Genomic DNA, 26909 nt, shown 5'->3' on the forward strand with positions numbered 1-26909 from the left:
CGGGGCTCCCGGAAGGGCCGTCGGCCGCGGGAGCAATTCCATCGAATATTGCCGAGGGACGGGGATACAGTCCGCGCGATCAGTGCGTGTACTGTCCGAGACGAGCCTGTAGCCTGTTGTTGGAGGTGCGGGACGCTCGTCGCACATCGGTAGGCACGCACGCGATGAAGCTGGACCCGCAGGGCGACCGCAGACTGTAACCCGTCCTTCTCCCGTTCGTCGCAGGCCTCCTCCGCTCGCCTCTCATCTCTTCCCCATGTTCCCTCTCTCGTCGTGCTAGCAGCCATCGTCGGACGGCCAAACGTCGGCAAGTCCACCCTTTTCAACCGCCTCACCGGCTCGCGCCAGGCCATCGTGAAGGACACGCCCGGCGTCACGCGCGACCGCGTCTACGGCGAGGCCGAGTGGGAGGGGCACACCGTTCCCCTCGTCGATACCGGGGGCTACGTTCCCCGCTCGGACGACCCCTACGAGCGGGCGATCCGCGAGCAGGCCGAGATTGCGCTCGAGGACGCCGACGTGATCCTCTTCGTGGTGGACGTGATGACCGGAATTACGGAGATGGACAAGGAGATTGCGAATGTGCTCCGTCCCGCCGAGACGCCCGTGATGGTCGTTGCCAACAAGGCCGACAACGAGGAGCGTGAGTGGGCGGCGAGTGAGTTCTATCAGCTGGGCCTCGGCGAGGTCTTCCCCGTGAGCAGCACCAACAAGCGGGGCGTCGACGACATGATGGCGGCCCTGGTGGAGACGGTGCCGGGCACCGAAACAGAGGAGATGGAGAATCGCGTCCGCGTCTCGCTCGTGGGGAAGCCGAATGCGGGCAAGTCGTCCCTCGTCAACGCCACCCTGGGGTTTGACCGCGCCATCGTCACCGAGAAGCCCGGCACCACCCGCGACACGGTCCAGTCCGTTGTGCAGTACGAGGGGCGCGACCTAATGCTCGTGGACACCGCCGGCATGAAAAAGCGCTCCAAGACCGACGGGGTCGAGTTCTACGCCACCGTCCGCAGCGAGCGGGCCATCCGGGCGGGCGACGTGTGCGTGCTCGTCCTCGACGCCACCGAGGAGCTGCACAACCAAGACCTCAGCGTGCTCTCGCAGGTCAACGAGCACAAGAAGGGCATGGTGGTGGCCGTTACCAAGTGGGACCTCGTGCCGAAGGACGACGGCACGATGGACCAGTACACGAAGTATCTGCAGCAGTACCTGGGCACGCTCGACCACGTGCCCATCGTGTATGTGTCGGCCGTCACCAAGCAGCGGGTGTACGAGCTGCTCGACAAAGCCCTGGCGGTGGCGGAGGAGCGGGAGAAGCGCGTACAGACGAGTGACCTGAACGACGTGGTCCAGGCAGCCCTCGACGAAAAGCCCCCTCCCACCACCAGCAGTGGGGCATTTGTCAACATCACCTACGCCACGCAGGTGCGCACGGCCCCACCCGTCTTCGTCTTTTTCGCCAATCACCCGGAGGGCATCCGCACCTCCTACGAGCGGTACCTGGAGGGGAAGCTGCGGGACGCGCTCGGGTTTGAAGGCGTGCCGCTGACGCTGGTCTTCAAGGAGAAGTGAGCGTGGACGATCGTCGCGTCCGGCCCCGCGGCACGGAGGTCGGAGCATGCTTATGTTGCGGTTTCGTCATGGACACCTGCGGGGCTTAATCTGTAAATAAAAAAGCATTCATCGCCACCTCCGCGCATGTGCGGCCGCCGCGACCGGTGCCGCAGAGGCCACGACCCGCATGGGATCCACTGACTTGAGCGATCTGAAGGACCGGTCCGAACGGATCCGGTTGGGCCGCAAGGTGCGCGCCTACTTCGTGCACCTGTTTACGGCCTCCGGGGTGGCGTTCGCGTTTCTGGCAATGCGGGAGGTCGTGCGGGTCGACCTGGATCCGCGGTGGGTCTTCGCCTGGCTGACCCTGGCCGTCTTCATCGACGCGGCGGACGGGCCCCTGGCACGGCTCTGGGACGTGAAGCTCTACGCCTCCCGCATTCTGGGCAAGACCATCGACCTGATCGTCGACTACCTGACGTTCACGTTCATTCCCCTCGTGCTCGTGTGGCGGATGGACTGGCTCCCGGGGTGGGACGGCCTCTGGGTCACGCTCGCGATGGTGGCCAGCCTCCTGGGGTTTGCCAACACCGCAGCGAAGCAGAGTCAGGAGGGCTTCTTTCTCGGCTTCCCGTCGTACTGGAACGTGGTGGCGTACTACGTGGGCCTGCTCGCCGTCGAGTACGGGGGCGTTGGGTCCTACATGTCGCTGGGGTCGGTTCTTACCCTGACCGTCTTGACGCTGGTGCCGGTCCGGTTTGTCTACCCGAACGCCGCCCCGAAGCCATGGCGCGCCATCGTGACGGTGGGGGGCGTTGCGTGGCTCGGGCTGCTGCTGGCGCTGCTGCCCACCTTTCCCGGGCTGCCGGCGTGGGGCGGCGACTGGGTCCTCTGGGCGTCGTTCGTGTACCCCGTGTTCTACTTCGGCCTCTCCGGCTGGCTGGACTGGACGAGCCGGCAGTCGTAGCGAAGCGAGGCCGCTCCGAAGGGGCCCGTTCAGACGAGGCCGTCGGCTGCCCCGCGTCCGTGGTCACATCTGTCGCCGACCTCGCTTGGCGGTGATGACGCCGGTATTCATGCCCATCCAGTGCATACCGCCCTGGAAGCGGCCGTGCTCCATCTTCATGCAGCGGTCCATCACCACGTCGAGCCCGTGGCCGTCGGCAATCTCGGCCGCCTCCGGGCTCGCGATGCCGAGCTGTAGCCAGAGGGCGTCGGCCCCAATCGCGGCCGCCTGCTCCGCGTACGTGGGGCATTCGTGCGGGGGGCGGAAGACGTCAACCACATCGACCGGAACGGGAACGCTCTCCAGGTCCGGGTAGGCGGTCTCGCCGAGAATCGAGTCCGCCTTCGGATGGACGGGGATGAGGCGATACCCCTGATACTGCAGGTACGTCGCCACAAACTGGCTCGCCTTCTGCGGGTTGGAGGACAGTCCCACCATCGCGATGGTGTCTGCCTCCCGAAGAAGGCGGCGAATCGTGTCGGGGTGTTGATACTGCTCTTGTTGCTCCGGGGAGAGCGAGGAGTTCATTGCGAGATCGCATGTAGGGCCTGATCCAGATCCCATAGCAGGTCGTTGGTGTCTTCGAGTCCAATGGAAAGGCGAATCATTCCCGGCGAGAGGCCGCTCGACCGCATCTCCTCCTCGGAGAGCTGCTGGTGCGTCGTAGAGGCCGGGTGCAGCACCAAGCTCCGCGCATCGCCCACGTTGGCGAGGTGTGAGAAGAGCTGAAGGTTCTCGATGAAGGTCGTTCCCGCGGCGCGTGGGTCCTGCCCGTCGGGGCTTAGCTCAAAGGTGAAGATGGCGCCGGGGCCCTTGGGCAGGTACTTTTGGGCAAGGGCGTGGTACGGATTGTCGGAGAGCCCGGGGTAGGCCACATTCTCGACGAGCGGATGTTCGTCGAGGTGCTTGGCCACGGCCTGGGCGTTGTCCACGTGCCGCTCCATGCGGACAGAGAGGGTCTCCAGCCCCTGGATGAGTTGGAACGCGTTGAAGGGGGACATGCTGGCTCCGGTGTCGCGGAGTGTCTCGGCCCGGGCCTTCATGAGGTAGCCCTGGTGGCCGAACGTGTCCGGGAATCGGAGGCCGTGGTAGGAGTCCGAAGGCTCGGCCACCGTGTCGATGGTGGTAAAGTCGAACGAGCCTCCGTCCAGCACGACGCCCCCGATGGAGGTGCCGTGGCCGCCGATGAACTTGGTTGCGGACTGGACGACGAGCGACGCTCCCCAGTCGAGGGGGCGGCAGAGGTAGGGCGTCGCAAAGGTGTTGTCGATAAGGAGCGGGAGGCCGTGGGCGTCGGCCAGCTCCGCGAGCGGCTCAAAGTCCAACACGCTCCCCTGCGGATTACCGATCGTCTCCCCGTAGAGCACCTTCGTGTCGTCCGTAATGGCCGCGTCCCACGCGTCCAGGTCGTTCGGCTCCACGAACGAGGCCTCGACGCTCAGCTTCTGAAACGTGTTCGTGAAGAGGGTGCGCGTGCCGCCGTAGAGGTGCGCGGAGGCCACGATCTCGTCGCCGGGCTCCAGCAGCGTCATCAGGGCCACGAGTTCGGCCGCCATCCCGCTGGCGGTTGCCACCGCCCCCACGGCGTTTGCAAGGGACGCGACCCGTTCCTCGAAGGCCGCCGTCGTCGGGTTGTTGATCCGGGTGTAGATGTTGCCGTACGCCTTCAGCTCAAAGAGCTGGGCGGCGTAGTTGGTGTCGTCAAAGACGTACGAGGTTGTCTGGTGGATGGGTACGGCCCGCGATCCCGTCTCGGCGTCGGGGACGTGGCCGGCGTGGAGCATCCGGGTTTCGAATCCGAAGTCGCGTCCGGCCCCGGCAGCAGACGGGGCCCCGTTGGACGGAGGGGACGAGGAGGCGGGTGATGTGTCGGAATCGGGGGGCATTCGAGGATGGGAAGGTGATTGTAGGAATTTCAACGATGGGTGTCGGGGAGGCGCCCCGGCATTTCGCGACGGATGACAACATACGGCCCATTCCCCGTCGGGCTTCAACCGGTGGAGTGGGAGTCGGCAGGGGCACTCACGCTCCGATAGTCCTGGTCGTAGTACAGGAGCGGGCGGGCCTCGTCGCGCTCCTCCAGCTGAGTTACGCGGCCCACGACGATGTCGTGGTCCCCGGCCGCAAAGGCTTCGTGCCAGTGACACTGGAGAACGGCCGGAGCTGATTCGAGGATGGGGGTTCCGTGCGTGTCGGTGTGGTACGTCACCGCTGCGAGCTGGTCGGGGCCGGACTGGTCCGGAACGGCGAAGTGCTGGCAGAGCTCGGACTGCCGGTCGGCCAGCAGGTGGACGGCAAAATGGGAGGCCTTCGCCAGCACTGCGTGCATCTGGCTGTCCTTCTCGACGTTGAACGAAACGAGCGGAGGATCCAATGAGACGCTGGTGAGGGAGCCAATCGTGGCGCCGCGTGCCTCCGAGCGCCCCGCGGCGGTAACGACCGTCACGGGGGATGGGACGCGCTGCATCACGCTGCGGAGGTCCTCACCGGCAATGGAAGGTCCTGTGGGCATGTGGGGGGAAGAGGTTGTTGAGAGAGGGAAAAAGAACCTGTGGGGGACGGGCTTATCTTGTGGGGACGAGCATTAAAACTGTGGGCCCAACTCCGACAGGGCACCGCTGTCCTCGATGGCCCGGTGCAGGTCGACCGTCGCCACGCCGAGGGTGCGGAGGCGCTCGCGTACCGTGTCGTCCGTCAGGGTGCGGTCGTCGCCGTAGTGGTCGCCGTGGACGTACGTGCCGCTGCCGACCAGGTGAGCGCCGAAGAAGGAAAGCACGGGGGCAAGCTCCTTCTCGACCGTGAGGTAATGGTGCGGGGTTGCCCCCGTCCCCACGAGTCCCGCGGCACTGTTTGCCAACGGGGCCACATCGGCCTGCCACATGCCACGGGGGATCATGTCGAACAAGTTTTTCAGAGTGCCCGCGTAGGAGGCCCGGTACACCGGGGTGCCGATGATGTAGGCCGAACCGTCGATGATGCGCTTTAGGGCCTCGGCCGTATCACCGGTGTAGTGTTCCAGCGACCGTCCGTCGGCAGGATCGAGGTCATACTCGGCCAGGTGAAGGACCTCCGTGTCCACCTCGCGCTCCGCCGCGGCGGCGTCCAGGGCCACCTCGACGGCAGCACGGGTGTTGGAGGGGGCGGAGAGGCTTCCGACAATGCCCAGGATGTCACTCATGAGATCGGGGTGGGTCGGGGGGGCAGAACGTTGTACGAAGCTGGCGCTGCGGTCCGTAAAGCGTGATGCGGGAAGCGGGACCCGCAGATTCAGGTCCCCCCTCACGCATTACTCCTCACGCGCTGGTTTATGCCGGCACCGCCTCCTCCGGGCGATCCAGCGGCTCGGCCTCCCGCACGGCCGGGATGATCTCCTCCCCGAAGTGGGGAAGTTCATCCTCGTAGTGCAGGAAGCCGGTCAGGACGAGGTCCACCCCGATGGCGTCGAGCCGGCGGATGCGCTCCACGACTTGCTCCTTCGTCCCGATGAGGCCAGTGCGAAAGCCGTCGTTGTACTGGACGAGGTCTTCGAATTCGGAGTCGTCCCACATGCCCTCGCCTTCGGGGGAGGCCTGTCCGGCCTGTTTGACCTGCTCCTTGAAGCCTTCGACCGCCTCCTCGGTGGCGTGCTCGATGATGTTTTCGAGCACCTGCTTGGCCTCGGCTTCCGTGTCGCGCACGATGACGAACGAGTTGACGCCGATTTTGGGCGGCTCGACGCCGAACTCGCGGGCGTACCCGTTCACGTCGTCGATGATGCCCTTCAGGTCTTCGAGGCTTCCGCCGTTGATGAAGAACCAGTCGGAGGCGCGGGCGGCCATGCGCCGGGCACGCTTCGAGTTGCCTCCCTGAAAGATGTCGGGGGGCGTCTCGGGCGTGGGCTCGCAGGGGGCCTCGTCGATCTGGTAGAAGCGCCCGTCGTAGCTGAAGAGGTCTTCGGTCCAGAGGCCTTTCAGGACCTCAATGAACTCTTCGCTGCGCTCGTAGCGTTCGTCGTGGGCGAGCCAGGGCTCGCCGAAGCGGGTATATTCGCCCTTGAACCAGCCGCTGACTACATTGAGGTGGAAGCGGCCGTTACTGATGTGGTCCGCCGTCGAGACAAAGTTGGCGATGGGCCCAGGCTTCCACTGGCCCGGGTGCACGGCCCCGATGAGACGCAGTTTCTCGGTGTGCGAGGCCAGTGCATTGGCGACCGAAAGGGCCTCCAGCTGCTTCTCAGCGTTGTAACTGCCAAAAAAGCGGGCCTGGGCGAGGGCGTATTCGAAGCCAATCTCTTCGGCCGTCTGCGCGATCTCTTTGTTAAAGGGCCATTTCCAGTCGGTCTTCATCGGCCAGTCGGTGATGACGAGGCCGCCGCTAACGTTGGGGACCCAGTACGCAAATGTGGTATCCATGGTGTGAACGCTCCTTCGGGTAAGGGAATGCGGGTGGAAAGCGCCGCGCACCTGCCGAAGGAGTCACAAAAAAAGCCTGTACTCCGGCGGCAGGAGCACAGGCATAAGCGTAGTAGAATGGGACGACGGTTACCTCTCACTCCACAGCGCGCACGGGCTCCTCCGGGGGACACATACATGTGTCACCACAACACAGACACAGCATGCCGTGGCGGCGGCTGCGCTGGATGGACGGAGAAAGCGTCTGCACGAACAAGGGGGTTAGGGAGAGAAGACTTCGGTAACCACTCCCCTGAATATCACGAGGCCGAAAGATGTTGCGGTGTCGTGCCAGGGTTTGCCATCCTTATTTTCTTCTTAACACATGGGGCCGGACGTACACGCGGCGGATGATTTGGGGGTCCCGACGCGGCATCCATGACATTGCGGGGAGAGGACAGGGTTGCGAGTGTGTCCCTGCGCCGGAGTTAGGGGCGGTGGAGGCGCTGCAGTTGTGTGCCAACGTCGTCCACGAGCACGTCGAGGCCGCGGCCGAGCCGGGCAACAAGCCCCCCGTAGTCGTCCACGCGCCACTCCTCCGTTCGGTGATGGGCAGTCGCCTGGGCCAGCACCGTATCGACCTCTGGTTGGCGGATGGTCCACTGCACAGTCATCTGAGTGTGGCCGTCCGGCGGCGGGGCATCGTCGTCGGCCTCTGGCTCGGGAGGACGCGGCCCGACGCCCTCGAAGCCGGAGACGTGCAGCTGCAAGAGGTAGTCAAATGTGGCTCCGCGCGGCCACGGCACCATCTCCACCGACCGGATCCCCGGACGAGCCTCCAGCGCACGGGCCACAGTGCGGCCGATGCCCTGGTCCAGGTCCTCCCCCCAGCGGTGAAACTCGGAAAACTCGATCGCATTGGGCCCGTGGCGCGTCACGATGCGCGTCTCGTCGAGGTAAGAGGCCAGGCGCGGGGCGCGCAGTCCAACCCGCAGGCCCATCGTGTCTGCGGACGGGGCCTGCGTCGCCACGGTATCCGGGGCGGACGCGGAATCGAGTAGATAGTAGGTGGCGTCGCTCTTGCGCGGCTCCAGCAGGCGCACGCACCCGGTCACGGAGAGCGCGACCAGGCCGGCGAGCGCGGCGCAGCACCCGAGCCGGCGGAGAAGGACCGAGGGGAAAGACACAGTCATGCGACTACTGCTGGTTTGAAGGAGGGGGCTCTTCGCGGCCGCGGAGGAACATGCTGGGGTTGCGCTCCAGGGACTGCACGAGCACCCGCAGGGCCTCCGTCGCCTCCGAGAGATTCGAGAGGGCCTCGTTCATCTGGTAGCCGACGCCGGAATCGGTGGAGAGGGTCTGATCCACTTCGTCCATCGTGCGGCGCATGCGCTTCAGGGTCGTGCGGAGCTGCCTGCTCGTCTTTTCGAGCTCGTCGGCCGTCGGCTCCACGCCCTGATCGAGCCGCTGAATCAGGGTCTGCGCGTCCTTGATGGTGGTCCGGAGCCGCTCGGTGGCCTTCGGCATGTCCTGCAGCGTGGTGCGCACCTCCTCGGACTCCACGACCTCCCGCACCGACTCGATGGTGGCGAGGGCCGAGCGGTTGATCGCCTCGGCGTCGAGGGCCTCCAGCTTGTCGTTGGCGTTGACGAGGAACGTGACGAGGTTCTCGTTGATCTGCGTCACGTCGAACTGGCGCAGGTTCGTCACCAGCCCGGACGCGCCCTCGCCGAGCTTGGCCAGGGGGGAGAGCTCGGTCGGAATGGAGAGGCGGGAGGGCGGGCCCTGGGCGTAGACGGCCGAATCCGGGGTGGAGATGTACGTGAGCTCGACGTACAGCTTGCCGGTGACGATGCTTTCGAGCTGCAGCTGGGCCCGCAGTCCATCCTCGATCTGGTCGCGGAGCAGGGCCGGGTCGTCCAGGTCGAGGCGCGTTCCGGTGGTATCGGTCACAGGATCGAGGTTGATCGCGTACTGTACCGGCACCTGAAACGTCTCGTTTTCGAGATCAACGCGCAGGTTGATATCCGTCACCTCGCCGATGGGCACGCCCTTGAACTTGACCGGGGCGCCCACGTCGAGCCCGTTGACCGACTCGTCGAAGTAGCTGATGAACGTCGTCCGTCGCTCGAAGAACTGCCCGGAGCCGAAGGCCCCCACCCCCGCGACGGCCAGCACGAGGGCGCCGACGACGAAGAGGCCGATAAGGGTCGGGCTGACACGTTGGCTCATAGAACGGGTCGTCGAGCGGGCGAGGGCCCGGCACTATTCGTTGTTGAGGGACCGAGTCAAGAACTGGTACACGCGCTCGTTGGGTGGGTTGCTTCGCAGGGCCTCAGGAGGCCCCAGGGCCGTCATGGTCTTGGTTTCGATGTCGAGGTAGAGCGCGCGGTCGGCGATGGTAAAAATGCTCTCGAGGTCGTGGCTCACCACCACGACGGTCGTGTCGAGGCTGTCGCGGAGCTGCAGGATGAGGTCGTCGAGGCGCCGAGCACTGATCGGGTCGAGGCCGGAGGTCGGCTCGTCGAAGAACAACAGGTCGGGATCGAGGGCGATGGCCCGGGCGAGGGCGGCCCGCTTCCGCATGCCCCCGCTGATTTCGTGGGGACGGAAGTCTTCGAAGCCCCGCAGGCCCACGAGGGCGAGCTTGAGCGACACGATCCGGTCGATGTCCGGGGCCGTGAGGGTCGTGTGCTCCTCGAGAGGGAGCGCCACGTTCTCGGCGAGCGTCATGGTGCTCCAGAGCGCGTCTGCCTGGTAGAGAATGCCCACCTCGCGGAGCATCGCCGCGCGTTCGTCCCCGCTCATGTCCCACAGGTCACGCCCCCCAATCCGAATCGTGCCCGCCGACGGGCGCATCTGGCCGAACAGGTGCTTGATCAGGGTGCTTTTGCCCGACCCGCTCCCGCCCATGATGGCAAAAACCTCGCCCGACTCCACCTCGAACGTGAGGTCCTTCATCACCACGAAGGACCCGAAGGCAAGCACGAGGTCCTCGGCCGAAATGGCGGGGGGAGAGAAAGACACGGCGAAGCAACGGATGCGAGCAGAAAGCCGGAAGGAGCGAGAGCGGGAGGACGGGCCCCGCCGCCCACGCGCGTCAGATCTGGAGAACGGCGGCGGCCCAGTCGATGACGGCGTTGGCGAAGACGATGAGGAGGATGCCGGTGACGACGGCGGACGTCGTGGCCTGTCCCACCGCCGAGGCGTCGTCGCCGGTCTGTAGCCCCCGCATGCACCCGGCGAGGCCAATGATGCCGCCGTACACGACGGCCTTGAAGAGGCCCACGAGGGCGTCGGACAGCACGACCGGCTCCAAGAGGCCCGTAAGGAACTGCGTGGTGCTGAGGTCCAGCATGGTGACGGCCACGCCCATGCCACCGACGATGCCCAGCGCGTCGGCGTAGAGGGTGAGCATCGGCAGGGCCAGCACCACCGCTAGGATGCGGGGGGTCACCAGAAAGTCGATCGGCGAAATGCCGAACGTTTCCAGCGCGTCGATCTCCTCGTTCACCTGCATGCTCCCGAGCTCGGCGGCGAACGCGGCCCCAGTGCGCCCCGTCATGATGATGGCGGTCATGAGGGCGCCCAACTCCCGCAGCATGCCGTAGCTGACGAGGTAGGAGACGAAGTAGTCCGCCCCGAACCGCTGGAGCACCACGGCCCCCAGAAACGCGATGATAAGGCCCACGAGGAGGCTGATGACCGTGACGATGGGCAGGGCCGACGCTGTGCTCTCCTGCAGGGCCACGCCGAACGTGCGCCAGCGCATCCGCCCACGCCCCGTGAGGACGGCGCCCACACTGCGGACGGCCCGTCCAAGGAAGGTGACGAGCGCGTGCGCCTCGTCGTACAGGTCCAGCCCCCGGTGGCCGAGGCGAGCGAGCAGAGACGAGTCCTCCGCCTCCGGCGTCGTGTCCTCCTCCGGCACGGCCTGCGAGAGGGAAACGAGCCGTTCAAGGGCGGTGGGGAGCGTGTCGGTCCGGACGTCCAGGTCGTGGGCCCGGCCGTACTCGGCGGCCTCGAAGAGAAAGGCAACGAGGCTGCTGTCCCAGTCGCCCACCCCGGAGGTGTCGAACGCGACCGTCGTCACCGGACTCGACGGGGCCGCGTTCACCATGACGGCCTGCACGTCGGGCAGGGACCGGTCGAGGGTCCAGTCGCCCATGGGCGCGAGGACCAGCGTGTCGTCGGTATGGTGCGTCTCGACCTGCATCGCGGCAGATCCGGTTCACGAGAGGGCAAAAGCGCCGAACATTCTTAAGATGCTAGGCGCGAGGCATGAAGGCAACCTCCTTGCATTCTGGCCGTTGCCGCGCCACCTTATAATATCGCACCCTCCATGCCCACTTCACACCACACGGACTGTTTCATGCTGCGCTCCGCCCTTCGCTCCTGTCTCCTCGTTCTCCTCGCGGCGGCTCTGGGGCGCCCCGCGGCGGCCCAGGACGCCACACAGCTCCTCCGCCAGCCCACCGTGAGCCAGAGCCACATCGTGTTCGCCCATGCGGGGGAGTTGTGGCGCGTGGGGCACGACGGCGGCGACGCCGAGCGGCTCACCAGCTTCCCCGGCGTCGCCTCGCACCCGCGCCTCTCGCCGGACGGGGCACACGTGGCGTTTTCCGGAGAATACAACGGGCAGATGGATGTTTACGTGGTACCGGTAGATGGGGGCACGCCGGAGCGCCTCACCTGGCACCCCGGCACCGACGAGGTGCAGGGGTAGGCGCCGAATGGGGACCGGGTCCTCTTTGCGTCGGGGCGCGACAGCGCCCCGGCCTCCTACAGCCGCTTCTGGACGGTTTCCACGGCGGGCGGCAAGCCGTCCCCGCTCGCCATCCCCCGCGCCGACGTCGGGCGCTATGGGCCCGAGGGCGAGCGGATGGTCTACCAGCCCATCGAGCGGTGGCAAAACCACTGGCGCGGCTACCGGGGCGGCCAGACGCATCCGCTTTGGATCATCGACCTCGAGGACTACGGCACGACGAACATTCCCTTCGAGGGCGGCATCGACACGCGGCCCCTCTGGGTCGGAGACACCATCTACTTCGTCTCGGACCGCACGGACAGGGTCCGCAACGTCCACGCCTACGACGTGGAGGGGGACACGGTGCGGGCACTCACCGCCCACACCGACTTCGATGTAAAGACGATGGGCGCTACCGAGAGCACGGTCGTCTACGAGCAGGGTGGGCGTCTCCACCGGCTCGACCCCGATACGGGAGCGTCGACGCCGCTCGACATCACGGTCCAGGGCGACTATCCGTGGACGCAGACGCAGTGGAAAGCGGTGGGCGGCGACATCATGACCGCCAATCTATCCCCCACCGGCGTGCGGGCTGTGTTTGGGGCCCGGGGCGAGATCTTTACGGTGCCCGCGGAGGAGGGAGGCTGGCTCAACCTGTCGGGGACGCCGGCCCAGGCGGACCGCTTTCCCGCCTGGTCGCCGGACGGGGGACAGGTGGCCTGGTTCTCGGACCGGAGCGGTGAGTATCAACTCATGATCGGCCCTCAGGACGGGCAGGAGGCCCCGCGGGCGATCGACCTTCCGCCGTCGTTCTACTACCGCCCGCAGTGGTCACCGGACGGGTCGCACCTGCTCTTTACGGACGCCGACCGCAATCTTTGGGTGCTGGAGGTGGAGAGCGAGGAGCTGACGAAGGTCGACTACGACCTCTACGCCCATCCGCAGCGCTCGCTGAATCCGGAGTGGTCGCCCGACGGCGACTGGATCGCCTACGCGAAGCGCATGCACAACCAGTTCCGCACCATCCACGCCTACTCGTTGGAGGACGATGAGAGCATCGCCCTCACCAACGGCATGGCCGACGCGGTGCATCCGGCCTGGGACAAGAGCGGGGATTACCTCTACTTCGCGGCCAGCACCGACTACGGCCTCAACACCGGCTGGCTCGACATGAGCTCGTACGAGCGGGAGGCGGAGCGCGGCCTGTACCTCGCGGTGCTCGACGACGACACGCCGTCGCCCCTTCTCCCGGAGAGCGACGAGGAGCCCGTTGACAGCAGCGACGACGGCGAGGCCTCGGAAGCGGGCGGCGATGAGGAGGTGGACGTACAGATTGATACGGCCGGACTCGACCAGCGTATCCTGTCCCTCGACGTACCGGTGAGCACGTACAGTGGCCTCCACGCTGCCACGGAGGGCACCTTGTTCTTTGGCGAAACGGGGGACGACTCACCGGGCCTACAGATTCATCAGTACCAACTCGACGCGGACGAGGCGCAGCCGTACCTGGGCGGCGTTACGCAGTTTGCCGTGTCCCACGACGGGCAGAAGGCCCTGTACCAGGCCCGCGGGCAGTGGGGCATCGTCGGGACGGCCGGCAATCCGTCCGTCGGAGACGGCTCGATCGACGTATCCGGGCTGGAGATGACGGTCGACCCGACGGCCGAGTGGGCGCAGCTCTTCAATGAAGCCTGGCGCCTCTACCGCGACTACCTCTACGTGGATAACTACCACGGGCTCGACTGGAACGAGGTGCGGGGCCTGTATGAGCCCTGGCTGGAGGACGTCCACCACCGGTCCGACCTCAACTACCTGATTGCCAACATGATCGGGGAGCTGTCGCTCGGCCACACCTACGTGGGCGGCGGCGACATGCCCGAGATTGACGGGCCGGGCACGGGGCTTCTGGGCGCCGATCTGGAGGCGGACCAGGGACGCTACCGCATCGCCCGCATCTACGACGGCGAAAGCTGGAATCCGACCCTCCGCGCCCCGCTTCGCGCGCCGGGCCTCGACGTGGAGAAGGGCGACTACCTGATTGCCGTGAACGGCACCGACCTGACGGCCGACATGAATCCGTATCGCCTCTTCGAAGGGCAGGTGGGCCGGCAGGTGACGCTCCTCGTGAACGATGAGCCGGCCCGCGAGGGGGCCCGCGAGGCGACCGTGGTGCCGGTGGGCAACGAGGGGGGACTCCGCACGCAGGCGTGGGTGGAGGAGAACCGCCGCCGCGTGGAGGAGGCGTCCGACGGGAGGCTGGGGTACGTGTGGGTGCCCAGTACCTCTCAGGCCGGCTACGAGAACTTCAACCGCTACTACTTTTCGCAGCAGGACCGCGACGGCATCGTCATCGACGAGCGGTTCAACGGCGGCGGCTCGGCGGCCGACTACATGATCGACGTGATGGCGCGCGACCTGCACGGCTTCTTTAACAACCCCATCGGCGACCGGGACGCGTTCACCACGCCCGGCGCCGGCATCTGGGGCCCCAAGGTCATGGTGACGAACGAGGCGGCCGGCTCCGGGGGCGACCTCCTGCCCTACATGTTCAAGCGAGAGGACCTGGGTCCCACCGTGGGACGCACCACGTGGGGCGGCCTCGTGGGCATCTGGGACACGCCGCCGCTCATCGACGGCGGCTATCTCACTGTACCCCGCGGCGGTTTTTACGACCGGAACGGCGAGTGGGCCGTGGAAAATGAGGGCGTGACGCCCGACATCCAGGTCGTCCAGCAGCCCCGCGCGGTCATCAACGGGGCCGATCCGCAACTCGACCGGGCCGTGGAGGCCGCCCTGGATCGCCTGCCCGCCGGAGAGCCGGTTCGGCCCGAGCCAGCCCCGCCCACACCGGCTCCGCGTGGGCAGCGGTAGGGAGAGACCGAGTGGGACATCCGGTGGAGGCCCCGTGGCGCCGTCGGTGGACCCACGAAAGACGAAATGAGGACGTCCCCGGGATCATTGGCGCGGAATCTGATTTATACAAAGTACACAATTGTAAAGGAAATGTATTCCACGGGGCCTTCTGGGCGTGATTCCCTCGTTCGACCGAAAGCGGACCCTGTAGGATACACGTGATGCATCGGAGGGGAAGGGCCCATCCGGGTGCCTGGCCTCCGACCATGCCTACGTGCCACGAGACCCCGCCGAGCCATGCCCGATGCCCACTCGCGTCTTGCAGACAAGGCCGCGCCCGTGACCCAGATCGCCGACGCAACCTACCGTAGCCTTACGTCGGCCCTGTCCCGGCGGTGTGCCGACCTTTACGATATGGACGTCAGGGTAACCCGCGTCGATGCGGGGCCGCCAATGAAGGTGCGGGTGCACTGCGAGGACCGGTTCGAGCTGCGTCTCCGAGTCACAGTGGAGCACGTCGGTGGCAACGTGTACGACGTGTTTTGCACGATCGAAGAGGGCGCGTCGTCCCAACTCACCTATAGCCGCCCCGAGGGAGCAGACACGCCTCTTCCGCTGTGCCCCCGTCTGGGACAGCGGTTTTCGGCGTTCGTAATGGAAGAATTGGAGCGGCGACTTGGGCGCTGGCACCTCTGCAGGGAGGAAGACTAGTTGGCGACGTCGGCCTCCCGTGGGGCGGGGGGGGCACCCAGGTTCGGGAGACGGATGGTGAAGCAGGTGCCCTCGCCCACGGCCGTATCCACAGCAATGTCGCCGTTCATCTGGTCGACAATCCGTTTCGTCACCGATAGGCCCAGGCCGGTCCCCTCGTACTCCCGGCTGGTGCCCTCGGACGCCTGCCGGAATGGTTCGAAGAGCGTAGGTACCTGATCGGGATTCATGCCAATGCCTGTGTCCTCAACCTCTAGCACGGCCGCGTCGTCGGAGGTCCGCGCACGCACCTTCACGTGTCCTCCCTCGGGGGTGTACTTGATCGCGTTCGACACCAGGTTGCGCAGCGCGACCTGTGTGCCGCCCTCGTCGGCCCGAACCGGGGCCGCGCTCGTGTCGGCGTGAAGATTGACGGACGCCTCTTCGGCCTGGGGGTGGAGCTGAGAGACCATTTCCTCAACCTGGTCGGCCAGGTCGAAGGCTTCTGGCCGAAGGGCCATTTCTCCGGCCTCCAGCTTCGACAGGTTCAGGACTGCGTTGAGGGTGTCAAGCAGGTGCCGTCCGCTTTTCTCGATGAGCCCCGCAAAGTGGGGGACGGGCCCCTCGGCGTCCGCGTCCACCTCATTGCCGATCGCCTCGGCGAATCCAATGATGGAGGTCAGGGGCGTGCGAATCTCGTGGCTCATGTTGGCCAGGAACGCGGACTTCATTTGATTGGCATCCTCCGCTTCTTCTTTTGCCGCGCGCAATTCCTCCGCGCGCTTCTTCCGCTCAGTAACGTCTCGGGCAGAGACGACCAGTGAGACGACACGACCGGACCGGTCCGTCACGGGGCGAATGTTGCCCGTGACCATCCGCATGTCATCGTCCGGATGTGTATGCTCGGCCTCGAACTGGGCATACTCCCCATCGGCGGCCCGCTCAATCTTTTGGCGGATGGTGCGCTGCATGTCCTCGGCCCACCACGGTGTTTCCCAGAATAGCTCCCCGAGCACCTCGTCCCGGGACGCCTCAATGTACCCCATGGCGGTGTCATTGACCGCGAGGAAGGTCCCGTCGGGGTTGAGCAAGCCCGCCAGAATGTTGGGGTCCCCGAAGATGGCCTGGTACCGACGCTCCTTGCGGCGGAGGTCCTGCTCCCGTCTCTTGCGGTCGGTGATGTCGGTGTGAATGCCCCGCATTCGCTGCGGCGCTCCGTCCGCGCCGTACTCCACCGTCCCGCGGCTCTGGATCCAGCGCTCGGTGCCGTCTCGTTGCGGGACCCGGAAGTCCGCCTGGTAGCGTTCGTCTGTCTCGAGGGCCTGTTGTACGTGCTGCTCGACTGCCTCCAGGTCGGCCGGATGTACCTGGTCGGTGAAGGCCTCGTAGGTTCCGGGAAATGTGCCCGGCTCGTAGCCGAAGAGCTGCTCGCAGGCCTCGTCCCAGAAGATGGTGTCGGCGTCGAGGTTCCATTCCCAAAAGCCCATGTCGGTGGCCTCTAGGGCGAGCTGTAGGCGGGTCGTCAGCTTTTCGAGTTCGCGCTCGTACTCCTTCTCCTCGGTGATATCCGTGTAGATGGCGTAGAGCTCCGGTGGGCCATCCGCAGGGGCCCGCCCGGCGGCCTGCAATTGAAAGTCGCGAGGCCCCTCCTCAACCGTCCGGTGCACTTCGGTTCGCAGGGACTTGGCCCCGAGGGTGGAGCGGTCGGTCTGGATTCCGTTCAGGGTGTCGGCCTCCGCCACATCCTCGCCGGAGAGAAGCAGGTCGGCGGCTTTCTGTCCCTCCGCCGCGGCGGCGTCGATCCCGAAGACCTTCTCGAAGGCCCCGTTCGTGTCGGCAATGTGCGCGCCGTCCTCCTCGATGGTACAGCGCACCACCGGTGTGGGAAGGCTCTCAAAAAGGGTCTCGAACCGGTCACGCTCGTCCCGGAGGGCCCGTTCAGCCCGTTTTTGCTCGGTGATGTCTAGGATGACGCCGTTGAACGTCCCCCCTCCGCCCTGCCCCGCCGGGGTCGCCGCACAGAGGAGCCAGAGGCGCTCGCCCGAAGGCGTATCGAAGGGCACTTCCTGCTGCCAGGGGGTTCTTGTTGCGGCTGCTTCGGCGAGAGAGGCCCGAAACCCCTCGCGGTGAGACGAAGGAATCTGCTCGATGAAGCGGTCGTGGAAGACATCGGGGTCGGCCGGGAGGCCCAGAAGAGACTCAGCGTGATCGCTGACGAAGTAGGTCCCGTGGGAATCCTCCGGACGGGTGTAGCCCTGAAAAGCCACGCCCGGAATGCTGTGGGCAAAGCCGCGGAGCTGGTTCTGGGTGGACAGGTGGGTCTGGATGGCGATGCCTTCCACGAGTGCCACCGCGGTGAGGCTCGCCAGCACGGCGCCCGTCTTGGTCATCGACGCGGGGCCGAGTCCGGCACTGACGGCGCCCAATAGCATCCCGAGTCCCAAAAACCAGAGGACAGGGCCTATTCCCCGGCTGCCGATCGCCACCATGCCCGGAAGAATTGCGTATACCAGTAAAAATCCCATGTCGTAGTCCCCGGCAAACCCGTTCAGGCCGGCGACGACGGCGAACCAGACCAGGAAGACGTACAATACGCCCCGCAGGCACTGTGGAAAGCGACGACGAACCCAGGCGGACGCGTAGGAGGCCCCGAAGAGACCGACGAATAGTCCAGCCACCCCGAGCCGTGCTCCCGCCGGGTTGATGGACCCAGAAAGGCTGGTGGCGTCGTAGAGCGCCCCGAGTGCAAGCACGAGGACCGTGCTCAGCAGGCAGAGCAGCCGATGGAGCTGAACGGTGGTCTCGGTCGCCGGGGATAGATCTCCGCCGAGAGGGCGAAGCAGCGCGAGGGCTGGGGGCGGAATGTGCATAACCACCAGGAGGGGACGTGGAGGGCGACCGAAGCAGATCGCATGCAGGCACTATGGTGACCACTATCGATATGCAAAAACCATGCGGGGTCTGCGCATGTAGGCGAGCAACCGGCGGGGCTCGGGCTGCTCAGAACTCGAGGGCGTCGAGAAAAGCGAGGGAGCGTCGGTGAGAACGGGGGTGCCGTGGTGCCCTCCTGATCCCGGAGACCCCCTCGTGGTTCAATGGAAAGGGCCTGCAGATGAATTAGCGCTGGGGCCAAGGGTCTCGGGGCCTAGTAACCACTGTTACCGGCCGCCGCTGCCTTCCGCCTGTTGCTGCGCGCGCTCTCGGTACTCCTCGTTGGCGTAGATGGCAACCTCGACGCGCCGGTTTTGCTGACGGCCTGCCTCCGTGTCGTTGGAAGCGACGGGCTCGGTCTCGCCCCGCCCCACGGACGTCAGGCGGCTCGGATCGACGCCGCGGTCCACCAGATGGCTCGTGGCCGACTCTGCGCGCCGGTCCGATAGCTTCTGGTTGTATCCTTCGGAGCCTTTCGCGTCCGTGTGGCCCACGACGAGAATCCGAGTCTCCTCAAACTCTTCCATGCTTTCCGCGAACTCTGTAAGGTTTTGACGGGCCTCGTCACGGAGGGTGGAGGAGTCGAAGTCAAACAGAATGCCGCTGTCGAAGGTCACCTTGATGCCCTCGCCGACCCGCTCCACGTCGGCGTTGTCGAGTTCCTCGTCGAGTTCCTCGGCCTTGGTGTCCATGCGGTTGCCGATGATGGCCCCGGCCGCGCCGCCCACGGCCGCGCCAATGATCGCCCCCTCAGCGGTGCCCCCGGCGGCCTTGCCCACGGCCGCCCCGCCGGCTGCCCCGGCGCCTGTCCCGATGATGGCCCCTTTCTGTGTATTGCTCAGTGACGAGCATCCGCCCAGCAGGAGGGCCGTGATGAGGAGAACCAGTGGTGCGGAGTGACGAACAGACAACATGGGTGTGCGGAAAGGAAAGAAGGGATGACAGAAAGAAGAGAGAATCGGAATGATGGGTGCCTACAAACGACGGCCCGGACTCGAAGTTGCCGCTGAGCGTTGCCGACGGCTGCGGGGACGCAGACGGACTGTCCCTTACGCCTCCTGGGGATACGCGACGCCCCACTCCGCGCGGAGGGCATCCATCGTCTGGAGGAGGGCGTGGCTTTCGCCGAGGGGCATCACGGGGCTCTCCGTTCGCCCCTCGCGGAGGCAGGTCATGACGTGGGCGGCCTCAAACTGGTAGCCGTTTCCCTCGTACGGGCGGGCCCAGGAGGTCGTGGAGCCGTCGCTCCGGGTCAGCTCAAACGGTGCTCCCTTCCACCACGCCCGCGTGCCCTGAAGGCGCCCCTCCGGGCCGGCAAGCATGCAAGTCCGCCCGGCGTCGGCCCTCAGTGAAGCCTGCCATATCGCCTGCGGCCCGTCGTCGTAGCGGAAGACGGCGGCGCATTGCTCATCGACGCCGCTTTCGGCGAGAACGGCCGAGGAGGTGACGGCGTCCGGCGCACCGAACAGATCGAAGGCAAACGCGACGGGGTACACACCAAGGTCCAGGAGCGCCCCGCCGCCGAGGGCGGGGTCGAAGAGACGGTGGTCGGGGTCGAAGGGCTGCGTCACGCCGATGTCGGCCCGGAGCAGGCGCACGTCGCCAAGGGCACGCTCTTCGTGGACGAGGCGGTGGACGTCGTCCATGACAGGGAGGAAGCGGGTCCACATCGCCTCCATCAAAAACTGGTCGTGCCGCCGGGCGGTATCGATCAGCTGCTCGGCCTGCGTGGCGTTTAGGGCGAGCGGCTTTTCGCAGAGCACGGCGTGCCCGGCCTCTAGCGCCATGGTGGCGTGCTTGAGGTGGGCGGAGTGCGGGGTGGCTACGTGAATCACATCGAGGTCCGGGTCGGCCACGAGGGCCTCGTAGGATCCGTGCCGATGCGGGACGTCGAATGTGTCTCCGAACGTGTCGGCCCGGGCCTGCGCCCGAGAGCCCACGGCGGCCAGCTCCGCGTTGGGAAGAAGGCCGAGGTCGTCGGCAACGAGACGGGCGATGGTTCCGGTGCCCAGGATGCCCCAGCGGATGGTCATGTCTCTGGCAGAAGAGGGGACGATGAAGTATCGAGGCGATCGGGCCCCGTTGTCTTCGAAGCCGGCACCGGGGCGCCAGGGAAAGACCTTCCTCGCGTCTGGTTCGCTGTCCGCTCACGCCGGGGGCGTTCACCGTGGAAGCTGGACCGTGAACGTCGTGCCGACTCCTTGTTCGCTGTCCACCGCGATGGTTCCGTCCATGAGGTCGGTCAGGCGCTTCACGATGGGAAGCCCGAGCCCACTGCCCGTCTGCTGAGCCGTGCTTTCGCCCCGGGCGAACGACTCGAACAGGTAGGGCAGGAAATCTTCGTCGATGCCGGGGCCGGTGTCCTCGACCTCAATCGTAACCGTCTCGGGGTCGGCGTGGGCACGGAGCACGACCGTCCCGCCGGGGTCCGTGAACTTGAGGGCGTTCCCCACGAGGTTGTCGGTGATGCGGTGGAGCATCGTCGGGTCGAGCTCGGCCGGTAGGGTGTCGCCTGCCACCTCCGTGGTGAGCGTAACGTCCTGGTCCTGGGCCTGCGGCCGAAACATCTCACTGGTGCCCAGCACCTCGTCGGACACGTCGACCGAGGTTGGCTCCGGCGTGACGGCGTCGGCCTCCAGCTTCGATAGGTCGAGGACCGAGTTGATGGTTTCCAGCAGGCGGCGGCTGCTGCGCTCGATGCGGTCGACGCTGTCCTGACACTCCGCCGGGGCGGACTGGGCCAGCATTTCCACCGAGCCGATAATGGAGGAGAGGGGCGTGCGCAGGTCGTGGGTGACGTTGGCGAGGAACGCGGCCTTGAGTTCGTTGGCCCGCTCGGCCTCGTCCTTGGCGGCCTTCAGCTCGCGCTCGTACTGGACCCGGTCGGTAACGTCCTCGATCGAGAAGACAACCTGCCGGATCGTGCCATCCGGATCGTAGAGGGGCGCCCCGTTGACGGAGAGAGAGCGGGTGGTGCCGTCGGGCCGCTCAAATACGTACCGCTCGTCCGAGATTGGAGTGCCCTCCCGCAGAATGCGGCGAAACGGCCACTCCTCCGCCGAGAGTACGTTCTCCTCCAGGTCGGCAAGGGTGCCCGTGTCGGCGTGGCGCGTTCCCTGCAGGGCCTCGGTCGACCTGCCGAGAATCTCGCCGGCCCGGTCGTTGGCAAAGGAGATGTGTCCGTCGGCCTCGACGATGACGAGGGCCGCCACGCTCGTGTCCAGGATGGCCTCGGTCAGGTCGCGCTCGCGCCGAAGGTCGGCCTGGGCCTCCACCCGATCGGTTACGTCGTCGAAGTATACCGAGAGGCCGCCGTCGAACGGGAACGCCTTCACCTCCAGCCAGCGGTCGAGGGGCGGGTAGTACTCGAGAAACTCGACCGTGCGCTCTTCCTCGACGGCCGTCTCGTACTTGTTCTGAAACGTGGACCCGACGGCCTCGGGAAACTCGTCCCATACGCACCGCCCCAAAAGTTCGTCGCGGGGACGTTCGAGGAGCGTTTCGGCCTGGGCGTTGGCGTAGGTGAGGGTCCAGTTCTCGTCGAGGGCGACGAAGGCGTCGGTGATGCTTTCGAGGATGCGGCGCCGCTGCTCGCTCGTCTCCTGGTGGGCCCGGCGTGAGGCGTCCAGGTCCGACGCGTAGTGGCGGAGGGTAAGCTCGTCCATGACCACGCCGGCCAGGTCCGTGAGGGTCTCCCGGTCCTCCTCCGCGAAGGTGCGGGGCGTGTCATCAATGAGGCAGAGGGTGCCCAGGCGGTATCCATTCGGGGCCGTCAGGGGGGCGCCGGCGTAAAACCGAATGTGTGGCGGCCCCGTGACGAGGGGGATTTCGGCGAACCGGTCGTCCTCGCGAGCGTCGGGAACCACCATGACCTCCGTCTGCTGGATGGTACGAGCACAAAACGAAACCTCCCGGTCTGTGCGATCCAGGGTAAGGCCATGCGAGGACAGACACCACTGGTTCTCCTGATCGATAAAGTTAATCATGGCGACGGACACCCCGAACAGCCGGGCGGCCAGGCGCGTGATGCGGTCAAACGCGTCCGTGGGTGGGGCGTCGAGCACGTCGTACTGCTCGAGCGTGCGGAGGCGGGCGGCCTCCGGGTCGGAGGGTCGAAAGTCCGAGGGGGAGGCCTCCATGGGGACGCGGGCAGAAGTGAGACAGAGAGCGCAAGATCACCGCTACGTGGCCTCGGCGGCCATCGTTTCCGCCAGGGCGCTGCGGGTGTCCGCGAGTCGTTTCTCCAGGGCGTCACTGAGGACGACGTCGTAGTCCTCCTTCTTGGGGGCGGCGGGAGAGCGGAGGCGGGACGGCAGCTCGCCCAGCCGCGCCGCCGCGTGCTCCCGGATCGCCGATAGAGGGCGTGCGGTGCCGGCCTCGGTCCGTGTCCCGTCGGCCATCACCTGCTCCAGCAGCGGCGTCCCGTTCGTTTGCTCGTCCTCGGTCGCAATGACGTCCTGCACGGCCGTGCCGTCCTCGTACTGGCGGGCGACCTGCTTCCGCCCCGGCAGGTTCGACTTATTGGGGGCGAGCTTCATGCGGGGGGTTCCGGCGTACCCGGCCAGCTTGTAGGCGGTATCGAGGGCGGGCTGGTCGGCGGCAGTGCCCATCTTGGTGCCCACCCCGAAGCCGTCGATCGGGGCACCGCGGTCGAGGAGGTCTGCGATCGTGTACTCGTCGAGCCCCCCGCTGGCGAAGATCATGACGTCGGTGAGCCCGGCCTCGTCGAGCAGGCGGCGGGAGGTGTGAGCCAGCTCCGCAAGGTCCCCCGAGTCGAGCCGAATGCCGCGCACCTGCACCTCGTCGTCGGTCTCGTCCATCAGGTCGATCACCTTGCGCACGCCGTCGAGCGTGTCGTAGGTGTCGACCAGCAGAATTGTCTCCGGGTAGAGCGCCGAGAAGGCGCGGAGGGCCTCCACCTCCGAGTCGTGCGCCTCGACGTAGCTGTGGGCCATGGTGCCGGTGATCGGCAGGTCGTAGGCCTGGCCGGCGGCTACGTTGGAGGTGGCGTCGATCCCCGCGACGTATGCCGCACGGGCGCCCTTCACCGCCGCATCGGTGCCGTGCGTCCGACGCATGCCGAAGTCGGCCACGATCCGGTCCGCCTCGCCGGCCTGGGCCGCCTCGACGATCCGGCTCGCCTTTGAGGCAATTGTCGTCTGGAACGTAATCTGATTCAGGAGAAACGTCTCCGCGAGCTGGGCCTCCCCAACCGGGGCCACAACCTCCACCAGCGGCTCGTCGGGGAAGACTGGTGTGCCCTCGGGCACGGCGTACACGTCGCCGGTAAACTCAAAGTCGGCCAGCCAGTCGAGGAACGCGGGCTCGAACGGGTCCTGCGTGGCGAGGTAGTCGAGTGCCTCCTCCGAAAACGAGAGCGTCTCCAGAAACTCCAGCGCTTGCTCGAGGCCACAGGCCACCAGGTAGTTGCGGTCCTTCAGGCGGCGCACGAAGAGGTCGAAGACCGCTGGCTCGTCCATGTCCTCCCGCCAGTAGGCCTGCAGCATGGTGAGCTGATAGAGGTCCGTATACAGCGCGGACGTATCGGGGCGAAGCTGGTCGTCAAACGGCATGAGCGGAGGGCCTAGTGATGGGACGGGTGAGCGGCGGCCCCGCAGGAACGCACGGCACGCGGTGAACAGGGCAACGAGACGGCGGTCGTGTGGTTGGGGAGCCGCCGCCGTGCGCTGCTCGTGGAAGTGCCCGGAGGATCAACTGCACGCACCTAACGAGTCCCCCGGCCGGTGGTTTTCCGGCCGGAAAGAACGAAGAAGCACGCTGGGAAGATGGGAGACCTGTTTTCCTACACCTTCGCCGATGGACGGCTCTCCTCGGACGTGCAAGGGGCGCTGGGAACCGGGCCGTCCGGTACTGTTACCGCCCCGTAGTTTGGTTCTAGGGGCTCAGGTCCAACGATGCGTTCAGGGCCCGGTCGATGCGGGCCTGTGTCTCGGACAGGTGGGCCTGTGTCTCCGTCTCAAGATCGGAGGCTTCCAGGGCCGCGTCGATCTGGGTGGACAGCTCGGTCAGTTCCAGCCGGGCCACCGAGCGGACGTCCTCGGGGGCGTCGATCTGGTCGATGCCGGCCGTCGTGATGGTGATCCAACTGGTGGTCCCCATCATGAGCTCGATCAGCATGTCGGTGTAGGTGCGCTGCAGCGGCCGCCGGAATGAATTGATGGGGGCGGGCTGAGGGCCGGCCGTGTCGATCTCGCTCCAGATGGCGTCGGTCATCGTTTGGAAGAGGGGGCCCGGTGAATATCCCGCGCCGTCCGGGGTGCGGGCCTGGGCGTCGATCATGCGCTGCAGGCGAGCCGGGTGGAGCAGCTCGCGGAGCAGGTTGCTCTGCATGGTGTGGACGCGGCGGTGGACAGGGTAGTCGAGGGGGAGGCTCGGGGAGGTGCCCCAGTGCGAGCGCCGGTTCGGGGCTAGTTTGTTGAGCTGCTCCGGGTCGAACTGGAAGGCGTCGGGGGCGAAGGCCTCGTCTACGAGCAGCTGCACCGCCTCGCGCTGCTCCTCTGCCGGTACGGGCCGAAGCGGGGGGCGGGCGTCGGGCGTTCCCTTGTGGTCGCGGGCCACGTAGCTGCCGCCCACGGTCTTCGTAACGGGGCGAAGCGACCGGTACCGCTCCATGAGGAGGGCCGTCGTGGCTCGGCGGAGGGGGTAGTAGCGCTCGCCCTCCGCGACGAGCCGGTCCTCGAGCTTCGGCATCACCTTTTGCACGAGGTCCGCGCGGGTCTCGGCGAAGGCCTTCGGGTCACTGCCCAACTCCCAGGCGTTCGTCAGCGGGTCAACGGCGTAGCCGCCCAGCCAGTTGTCCTCGTCGGTGCCGTAGCGGTGTGTCGGGGCGCTCGACGTGGCGGCAATCTTGTTGAGGCCCGCCGCCTCGGCGGTCGCGGTGTCGGCGAGAGCGGCGTTCCGTGTGAGGGCACCGTCGTCGGACTGCTCGGCGATGGGCATGTACCCGTACTTGATGGCCCACTCGTCATAGGGCCCCACGTTCGGATTCCAGTAGTGGCCCTGCTCCTCTTCGTCGAGGGCAACGTTGACCGGGGCGTAGTCCATCACCGAGAGGCTCACCCCGTGCTCGTCTGTGTAGCTCTCATCGTGGAGCTCGTCGTTGGGGATGCCCGAGGAGGCCTTGAAGTTGTGCCGCAGGCCGAGCGTATGGCCGACCTCGTGCATTACGAGGTCTTTGATGGCCGCGCCGAGGTACTCCTCCGGCATGGTGTCTCCGGGGGCGATGGTGCCCCGGGCGAGGAGGAGGGTGCGCTGCAGGCCAACCTGCTGGGCCATGCCGCGCTCCGCCCAGCAGGCCCGCCGGGCCAGTTCCGGGGAGAGTACCTTGCGGAGAGCCTGAGAAGTACGGGACGACACCGGCCCGTGGGCGGTGGTCTCTGTGTCCGCGTTCGGGCCCGGGGTGATCTGGCTGTAGCTGTCCTGCCAGCCGCGCACGAACGAGGACGAGATGAGGACATCGGCGTTCAGAATCTCGCCCGTCCGCGGATCCGTCTGCGACGGGCCGATGGCGTAGCCCATCTGGTGAGCCGCCGTCCACCGGACCGTCGAGTAGCGAATGTCTTCGGCGCTCCACGTGGAGTCGTTCGGGGCAATCCGGGCCTCAACCGCGTTCTTGTATCCGGCGGCGCGGTAAGCCTCGTTCCAGGCCTCAATGCCCTGCCTCACGTACTCGCGGTATTGGTCGGGCACCGTGCGGCCCACGTAGTACACGATCGGTTCGACCGGCTCCACAAGCTCGCCGCGCCTGTAGGCCGCGGTGTCGCGGGGCGCCAGGCGCCAGCGCTGCACGTAGCGGACGTAGGGGCTGGACGCCCGGTCTCGCGAAAAGTCCTTCACCGCGTCGACGAAGTAGCCCACCCGGTCGTCGGCGAGGCGCCGTTGCATTTTCGACTCTGGGAGCTCGAACAGCGAGTACCGCACCCCCACGGGCACGGCCCGGTAGTCGGGGATGGCCTCGCCCCCGATCAGCGGGGCGGACGAGCCCTGATAGGTAAGCGATACGTCGATCTCCGTGTTCTCGGGGAAGCCCCGGGCCTGTTTCACGTAGCTCTTCTCCCGCTGGAGGGTGACCGGGGCGCCGCCGAAGTACAGGCTGAGCCGGTCGCCGATCTCAGGATAGTCCGACGCCAAAAAATCGGACACCTCAATCAGGAAGTGTCCGGTTGAGTCGTTGCGGCTGACGATGTCGAAGGCCTCAACCACGGAGTCCCCGGTGTTGTCATCTAGGGACGCGCGCATCGGCCCCGCGTCCGCCCGGAAGCGAACGTTGCGGTGGACGAGGTGCACGGAGCGATTCACACGGCGGAACTGCATCAGGCGCGTGTCGCTGAGGGGCAGCCCGTCGTGCAGGTTGAAGACCCCTACGCCTTGGCTGATGTGGAGGGTCAGCCCAAACGGGTCGCCCATCCGTTCCGACGGAATCTCGGCGTAGAGCGTCCCGTCGTCCTTCTCGTGCAGGGGAAGAAACCCGTCGATTTTTCGGGTGTCCTCGAGCGTTTCGTCCCAGGGGTCAAACGGATCCTCCTCTTTATCGCCTGGGTCTTCCTCTTTGTTATCAGCGGTGGACGAGGGAGCCTCGGTCGAGGATGGGGTCGGCTCGTCGGCCGTCTCGCCCGTGTCCCCTGGGCGAACGTTCACGGTCGTGCACGCGGCAAAAAAGAGGACGCCGAGGACAAGGAGAAGGGAACTGCGCATAGACGTGAAAACATAGAAGGGGCAAGTGAGGCCGCGTCCACTG

Annotated in this window: 19 protein-coding genes and 1 pseudogene; 5 read left to right on the forward strand and 15 right to left on the reverse strand. The window is 66.4% G+C overall.

Annotated elements, in window-relative coordinates; all coding sequences use genetic code 11:
• Positions 1–273 precede the first annotated feature (273 nt).
• Positions 274–1572 carry a ribosome biogenesis GTPase Der gene (gene der, locus OJB03_RS01345; protein ID WP_263784567.1) on the forward strand — a complete coding sequence of 433 codons (1299 nt, stop codon included), beginning with the start codon at positions 274–276 and terminating at the stop codon, positions 1570–1572.
• 169 nt (positions 1573–1741) lie between these two features.
• A complete protein-coding gene (locus OJB03_RS01350; RefSeq protein WP_263784569.1) occupies positions 1742–2521 on the forward strand; it encodes a CDP-alcohol phosphatidyltransferase family protein in 780 nt (259 codons plus the stop codon).
• Between the two features lie 63 nt (positions 2522–2584).
• Here the strand turns inward: OJB03_RS01350 and OJB03_RS01355 are convergent, their stop codons facing one another.
• The 9 genes from OJB03_RS01355 to OJB03_RS01395 form a co-directional block, all read right to left on the reverse strand.
• Positions 2585–3088, reverse strand: a complete 504-nt coding sequence (locus tag OJB03_RS01355; protein WP_263784571.1) for a CoA-binding protein — start codon at positions 3086–3088, stop codon at positions 2585–2587.
• Positions 3085–4446: an O-acetylhomoserine aminocarboxypropyltransferase/cysteine synthase family protein gene (locus OJB03_RS01360; RefSeq protein ID WP_263784573.1), complete on the reverse strand. Its 1362-nt coding sequence runs from the start codon at positions 4444–4446 to the stop codon at positions 3085–3087. Before OJB03_RS01360 ends, OJB03_RS01355 begins: the two co-directional genes overlap by 4 nt.
• A gap of 104 nt (positions 4447–4550) precedes the next feature.
• Positions 4551–5072: a flavin reductase family protein gene (locus tag OJB03_RS01365; RefSeq protein WP_263784575.1), complete on the reverse strand. Its 522-nt coding sequence runs from the start codon at positions 5070–5072 to the stop codon at positions 4551–4553.
• A 72-nt stretch (positions 5073–5144) separates the two neighbouring features.
• Positions 5145–5738, reverse strand: a complete 594-nt coding sequence (locus OJB03_RS01370) for an NADPH-dependent FMN reductase (protein ID WP_263784577.1) — start codon at positions 5736–5738, stop codon at positions 5145–5147.
• A 127-nt stretch (positions 5739–5865) separates the two neighbouring features.
• On the reverse strand, positions 5866–6951 hold the full coding sequence (gene sfnG, locus OJB03_RS01375; RefSeq protein ID WP_263784579.1) for a dimethylsulfone monooxygenase SfnG: 1086 nt from the start codon (positions 6949–6951) through the stop codon (positions 5866–5868).
• A gap of 467 nt (positions 6952–7418) precedes the next feature.
• On the reverse strand, positions 7419–8123 hold the full coding sequence (locus OJB03_RS01380; RefSeq protein WP_263784581.1) for a PqiC family protein: 705 nt from the start codon (positions 8121–8123) through the stop codon (positions 7419–7421).
• A 4-nt stretch (positions 8124–8127) separates the two neighbouring features.
• Complete coding sequence (locus OJB03_RS01385) at positions 8128–9162, reverse strand: MlaD family protein (protein WP_263784583.1); 1035 nt, start codon at positions 9160–9162, stop codon at positions 8128–8130.
• Between the two features lie 33 nt (positions 9163–9195).
• Positions 9196–9891 carry an ABC transporter ATP-binding protein gene (locus OJB03_RS01390; RefSeq protein ID WP_272507108.1) on the reverse strand — a complete coding sequence of 232 codons (696 nt, stop codon included), beginning with the start codon at positions 9889–9891 and terminating at the stop codon, positions 9196–9198.
• Positions 9892–10030: 139 nt separating this feature from the next.
• A complete protein-coding gene (locus OJB03_RS01395) occupies positions 10031–11146 on the reverse strand; it encodes an ABC transporter permease (protein WP_263784587.1) in 1116 nt (371 codons plus the stop codon).
• A gap of 156 nt (positions 11147–11302) precedes the next feature.
• Between OJB03_RS01395 and OJB03_RS15815 the strand changes: the two are divergent.
• From OJB03_RS15815 to OJB03_RS01410, 3 genes and pseudogenes are all read left to right on the forward strand, one after another.
• Positions 11303–13498: pseudogene (locus OJB03_RS15815) on the forward strand (S41 family peptidase); the annotation flags it as partial.
• Positions 13499–13549: 51 nt separating this feature from the next.
• Positions 13550–14548 carry a PDZ domain-containing protein gene (locus OJB03_RS15820; protein ID WP_480919086.1) on the forward strand — a complete coding sequence of 333 codons (999 nt, stop codon included), beginning with the start codon at positions 13550–13552 and terminating at the stop codon, positions 14546–14548.
• A gap of 279 nt (positions 14549–14827) precedes the next feature.
• Positions 14828–15241 carry a hypothetical protein gene (locus tag OJB03_RS01410; RefSeq protein WP_263784594.1) on the forward strand — a complete coding sequence of 138 codons (414 nt, stop codon included), beginning with the start codon at positions 14828–14830 and terminating at the stop codon, positions 15239–15241.
• Here OJB03_RS01410 and OJB03_RS01415 read toward each other — a convergent pair.
• The 6 genes from OJB03_RS01415 to OJB03_RS01440 form a co-directional block, all read right to left on the reverse strand.
• The gene (locus OJB03_RS01415; RefSeq protein WP_263784596.1) at positions 15238–18090 is read right to left on the reverse strand and encodes a PAS domain S-box protein; all 2853 of its coding nucleotides are present in this window, start codon (positions 18088–18090) and stop codon (positions 15238–15240) included. The genes OJB03_RS01410 and OJB03_RS01415 overlap by 4 nt on opposite strands.
• Positions 18091–18378: 288 nt before the next feature.
• Positions 18379–19065, reverse strand: a complete 687-nt coding sequence (locus tag OJB03_RS01420; protein ID WP_263784598.1) for a YiaD family glycine zipper/OmpA-like lipoprotein — start codon at positions 19063–19065, stop codon at positions 18379–18381.
• A 135-nt stretch (positions 19066–19200) separates the two neighbouring features.
• Complete coding sequence (locus OJB03_RS01425) at positions 19201–20184, reverse strand: Gfo/Idh/MocA family protein (RefSeq protein WP_263784600.1); 984 nt, start codon at positions 20182–20184, stop codon at positions 19201–19203.
• 129 nt (positions 20185–20313) lie between these two features.
• The gene (locus OJB03_RS01430) at positions 20314–22290 is read right to left on the reverse strand and encodes a sensor histidine kinase (protein WP_263784602.1); all 1977 of its coding nucleotides are present in this window, start codon (positions 22288–22290) and stop codon (positions 20314–20316) included.
• A 42-nt stretch (positions 22291–22332) separates the two neighbouring features.
• Positions 22333–23724 (reverse strand): nicotinate phosphoribosyltransferase, encoded by a 1392-nt coding sequence (locus OJB03_RS01435; RefSeq protein ID WP_263784604.1) that lies wholly within the window; start codon positions 23722–23724, stop codon positions 22333–22335.
• Between the two features lie 322 nt (positions 23725–24046).
• Complete coding sequence (locus OJB03_RS01440; protein ID WP_263784605.1) at positions 24047–26866, reverse strand: zinc-dependent metalloprotease; 2820 nt, start codon at positions 26864–26866, stop codon at positions 24047–24049.
• Between the last annotated feature and the right edge of the window lie 43 nt (positions 26867–26909).

It is taken from the genome of Salinibacter grassmerensis, assembly GCF_947077765.1.
GTDB classification, from domain to species: domain Bacteria; phylum Bacteroidota; class Rhodothermia; order Rhodothermales; family Salinibacteraceae; genus Salinibacter; species Salinibacter grassmerensis.

Excerpts from the sequence above, each read along its gene's own strand:
- OJB03_RS01410 (WP_263784594.1), top strand. The coding sequence starts at position 14,828 with ATGCCCGATGCCCACTCGCGTCTTGCAGACAAGGCCGCGCCCGTGACC.
- OJB03_RS01395 (WP_263784587.1), bottom strand. The coding sequence starts at position 11,146 with ATGCAGGTCGAGACGCACCATACCGACGACACGCTGGTCCTCGCGCCC.
- OJB03_RS01380 (WP_263784581.1), bottom strand. The coding sequence starts at position 8,123 with ATGACTGTGTCTTTCCCCTCGGTCCTTCTCCGCCGGCTCGGGTGCTGC.
- OJB03_RS01435 (WP_263784604.1), bottom strand. The coding sequence starts at position 23,724 with ATGCCGTTTGACGACCAGCTTCGCCCCGATACGTCCGCGCTGTATACG.
- OJB03_RS15820 (WP_480919086.1), top strand. The coding sequence starts at position 13,550 with ATGCCCGAGATTGACGGGCCGGGCACGGGGCTTCTGGGCGCCGATCTG.
- OJB03_RS01425 (WP_263784600.1), bottom strand. The coding sequence starts at position 20,184 with ATGACCATCCGCTGGGGCATCCTGGGCACCGGAACCATCGCCCGTCTC.
- OJB03_RS01420 (WP_263784598.1), bottom strand. The coding sequence starts at position 19,065 with ATGTTGTCTGTTCGTCACTCCGCACCACTGGTTCTCCTCATCACGGCC.
- OJB03_RS01415 (WP_263784596.1), bottom strand. The coding sequence starts at position 18,090 with ATGCACATTCCGCCCCCAGCCCTCGCGCTGCTTCGCCCTCTCGGCGGA.
- OJB03_RS01390 (WP_272507108.1), bottom strand. The coding sequence starts at position 9,891 with ATGAAGGACCTCACGTTCGAGGTGGAGTCGGGCGAGGTTTTTGCCATC.
- OJB03_RS01440 (WP_263784605.1), bottom strand. The coding sequence starts at position 26,866 with ATGCGCAGTTCCCTTCTCCTTGTCCTCGGCGTCCTCTTTTTTGCCGCG.
- OJB03_RS01360 (WP_263784573.1), bottom strand. The coding sequence starts at position 4,446 with ATGCCCCCCGATTCCGACACATCACCCGCCTCCTCGTCCCCTCCGTCC.
- OJB03_RS01355 (WP_263784571.1), bottom strand. The coding sequence starts at position 3,088 with ATGAACTCCTCGCTCTCCCCGGAGCAACAAGAGCAGTATCAACACCCC.
- OJB03_RS01385 (WP_263784583.1), bottom strand. The coding sequence starts at position 9,162 with ATGAGCCAACGTGTCAGCCCGACCCTTATCGGCCTCTTCGTCGTCGGC.
- sfnG (WP_263784579.1), bottom strand. The coding sequence starts at position 6,951 with ATGGATACCACATTTGCGTACTGGGTCCCCAACGTTAGCGGCGGCCTC.
- OJB03_RS01370 (WP_263784577.1), bottom strand. The coding sequence starts at position 5,738 with ATGAGTGACATCCTGGGCATTGTCGGAAGCCTCTCCGCCCCCTCCAAC.
- OJB03_RS01430 (WP_263784602.1), bottom strand. The coding sequence starts at position 22,290 with ATGGAGGCCTCCCCCTCGGACTTTCGACCCTCCGACCCGGAGGCCGCC.
- OJB03_RS01365 (WP_263784575.1), bottom strand. The coding sequence starts at position 5,072 with ATGCCCACAGGACCTTCCATTGCCGGTGAGGACCTCCGCAGCGTGATG.
- OJB03_RS01350 (WP_263784569.1), top strand. The coding sequence starts at position 1,742 with ATGGGATCCACTGACTTGAGCGATCTGAAGGACCGGTCCGAACGGATC.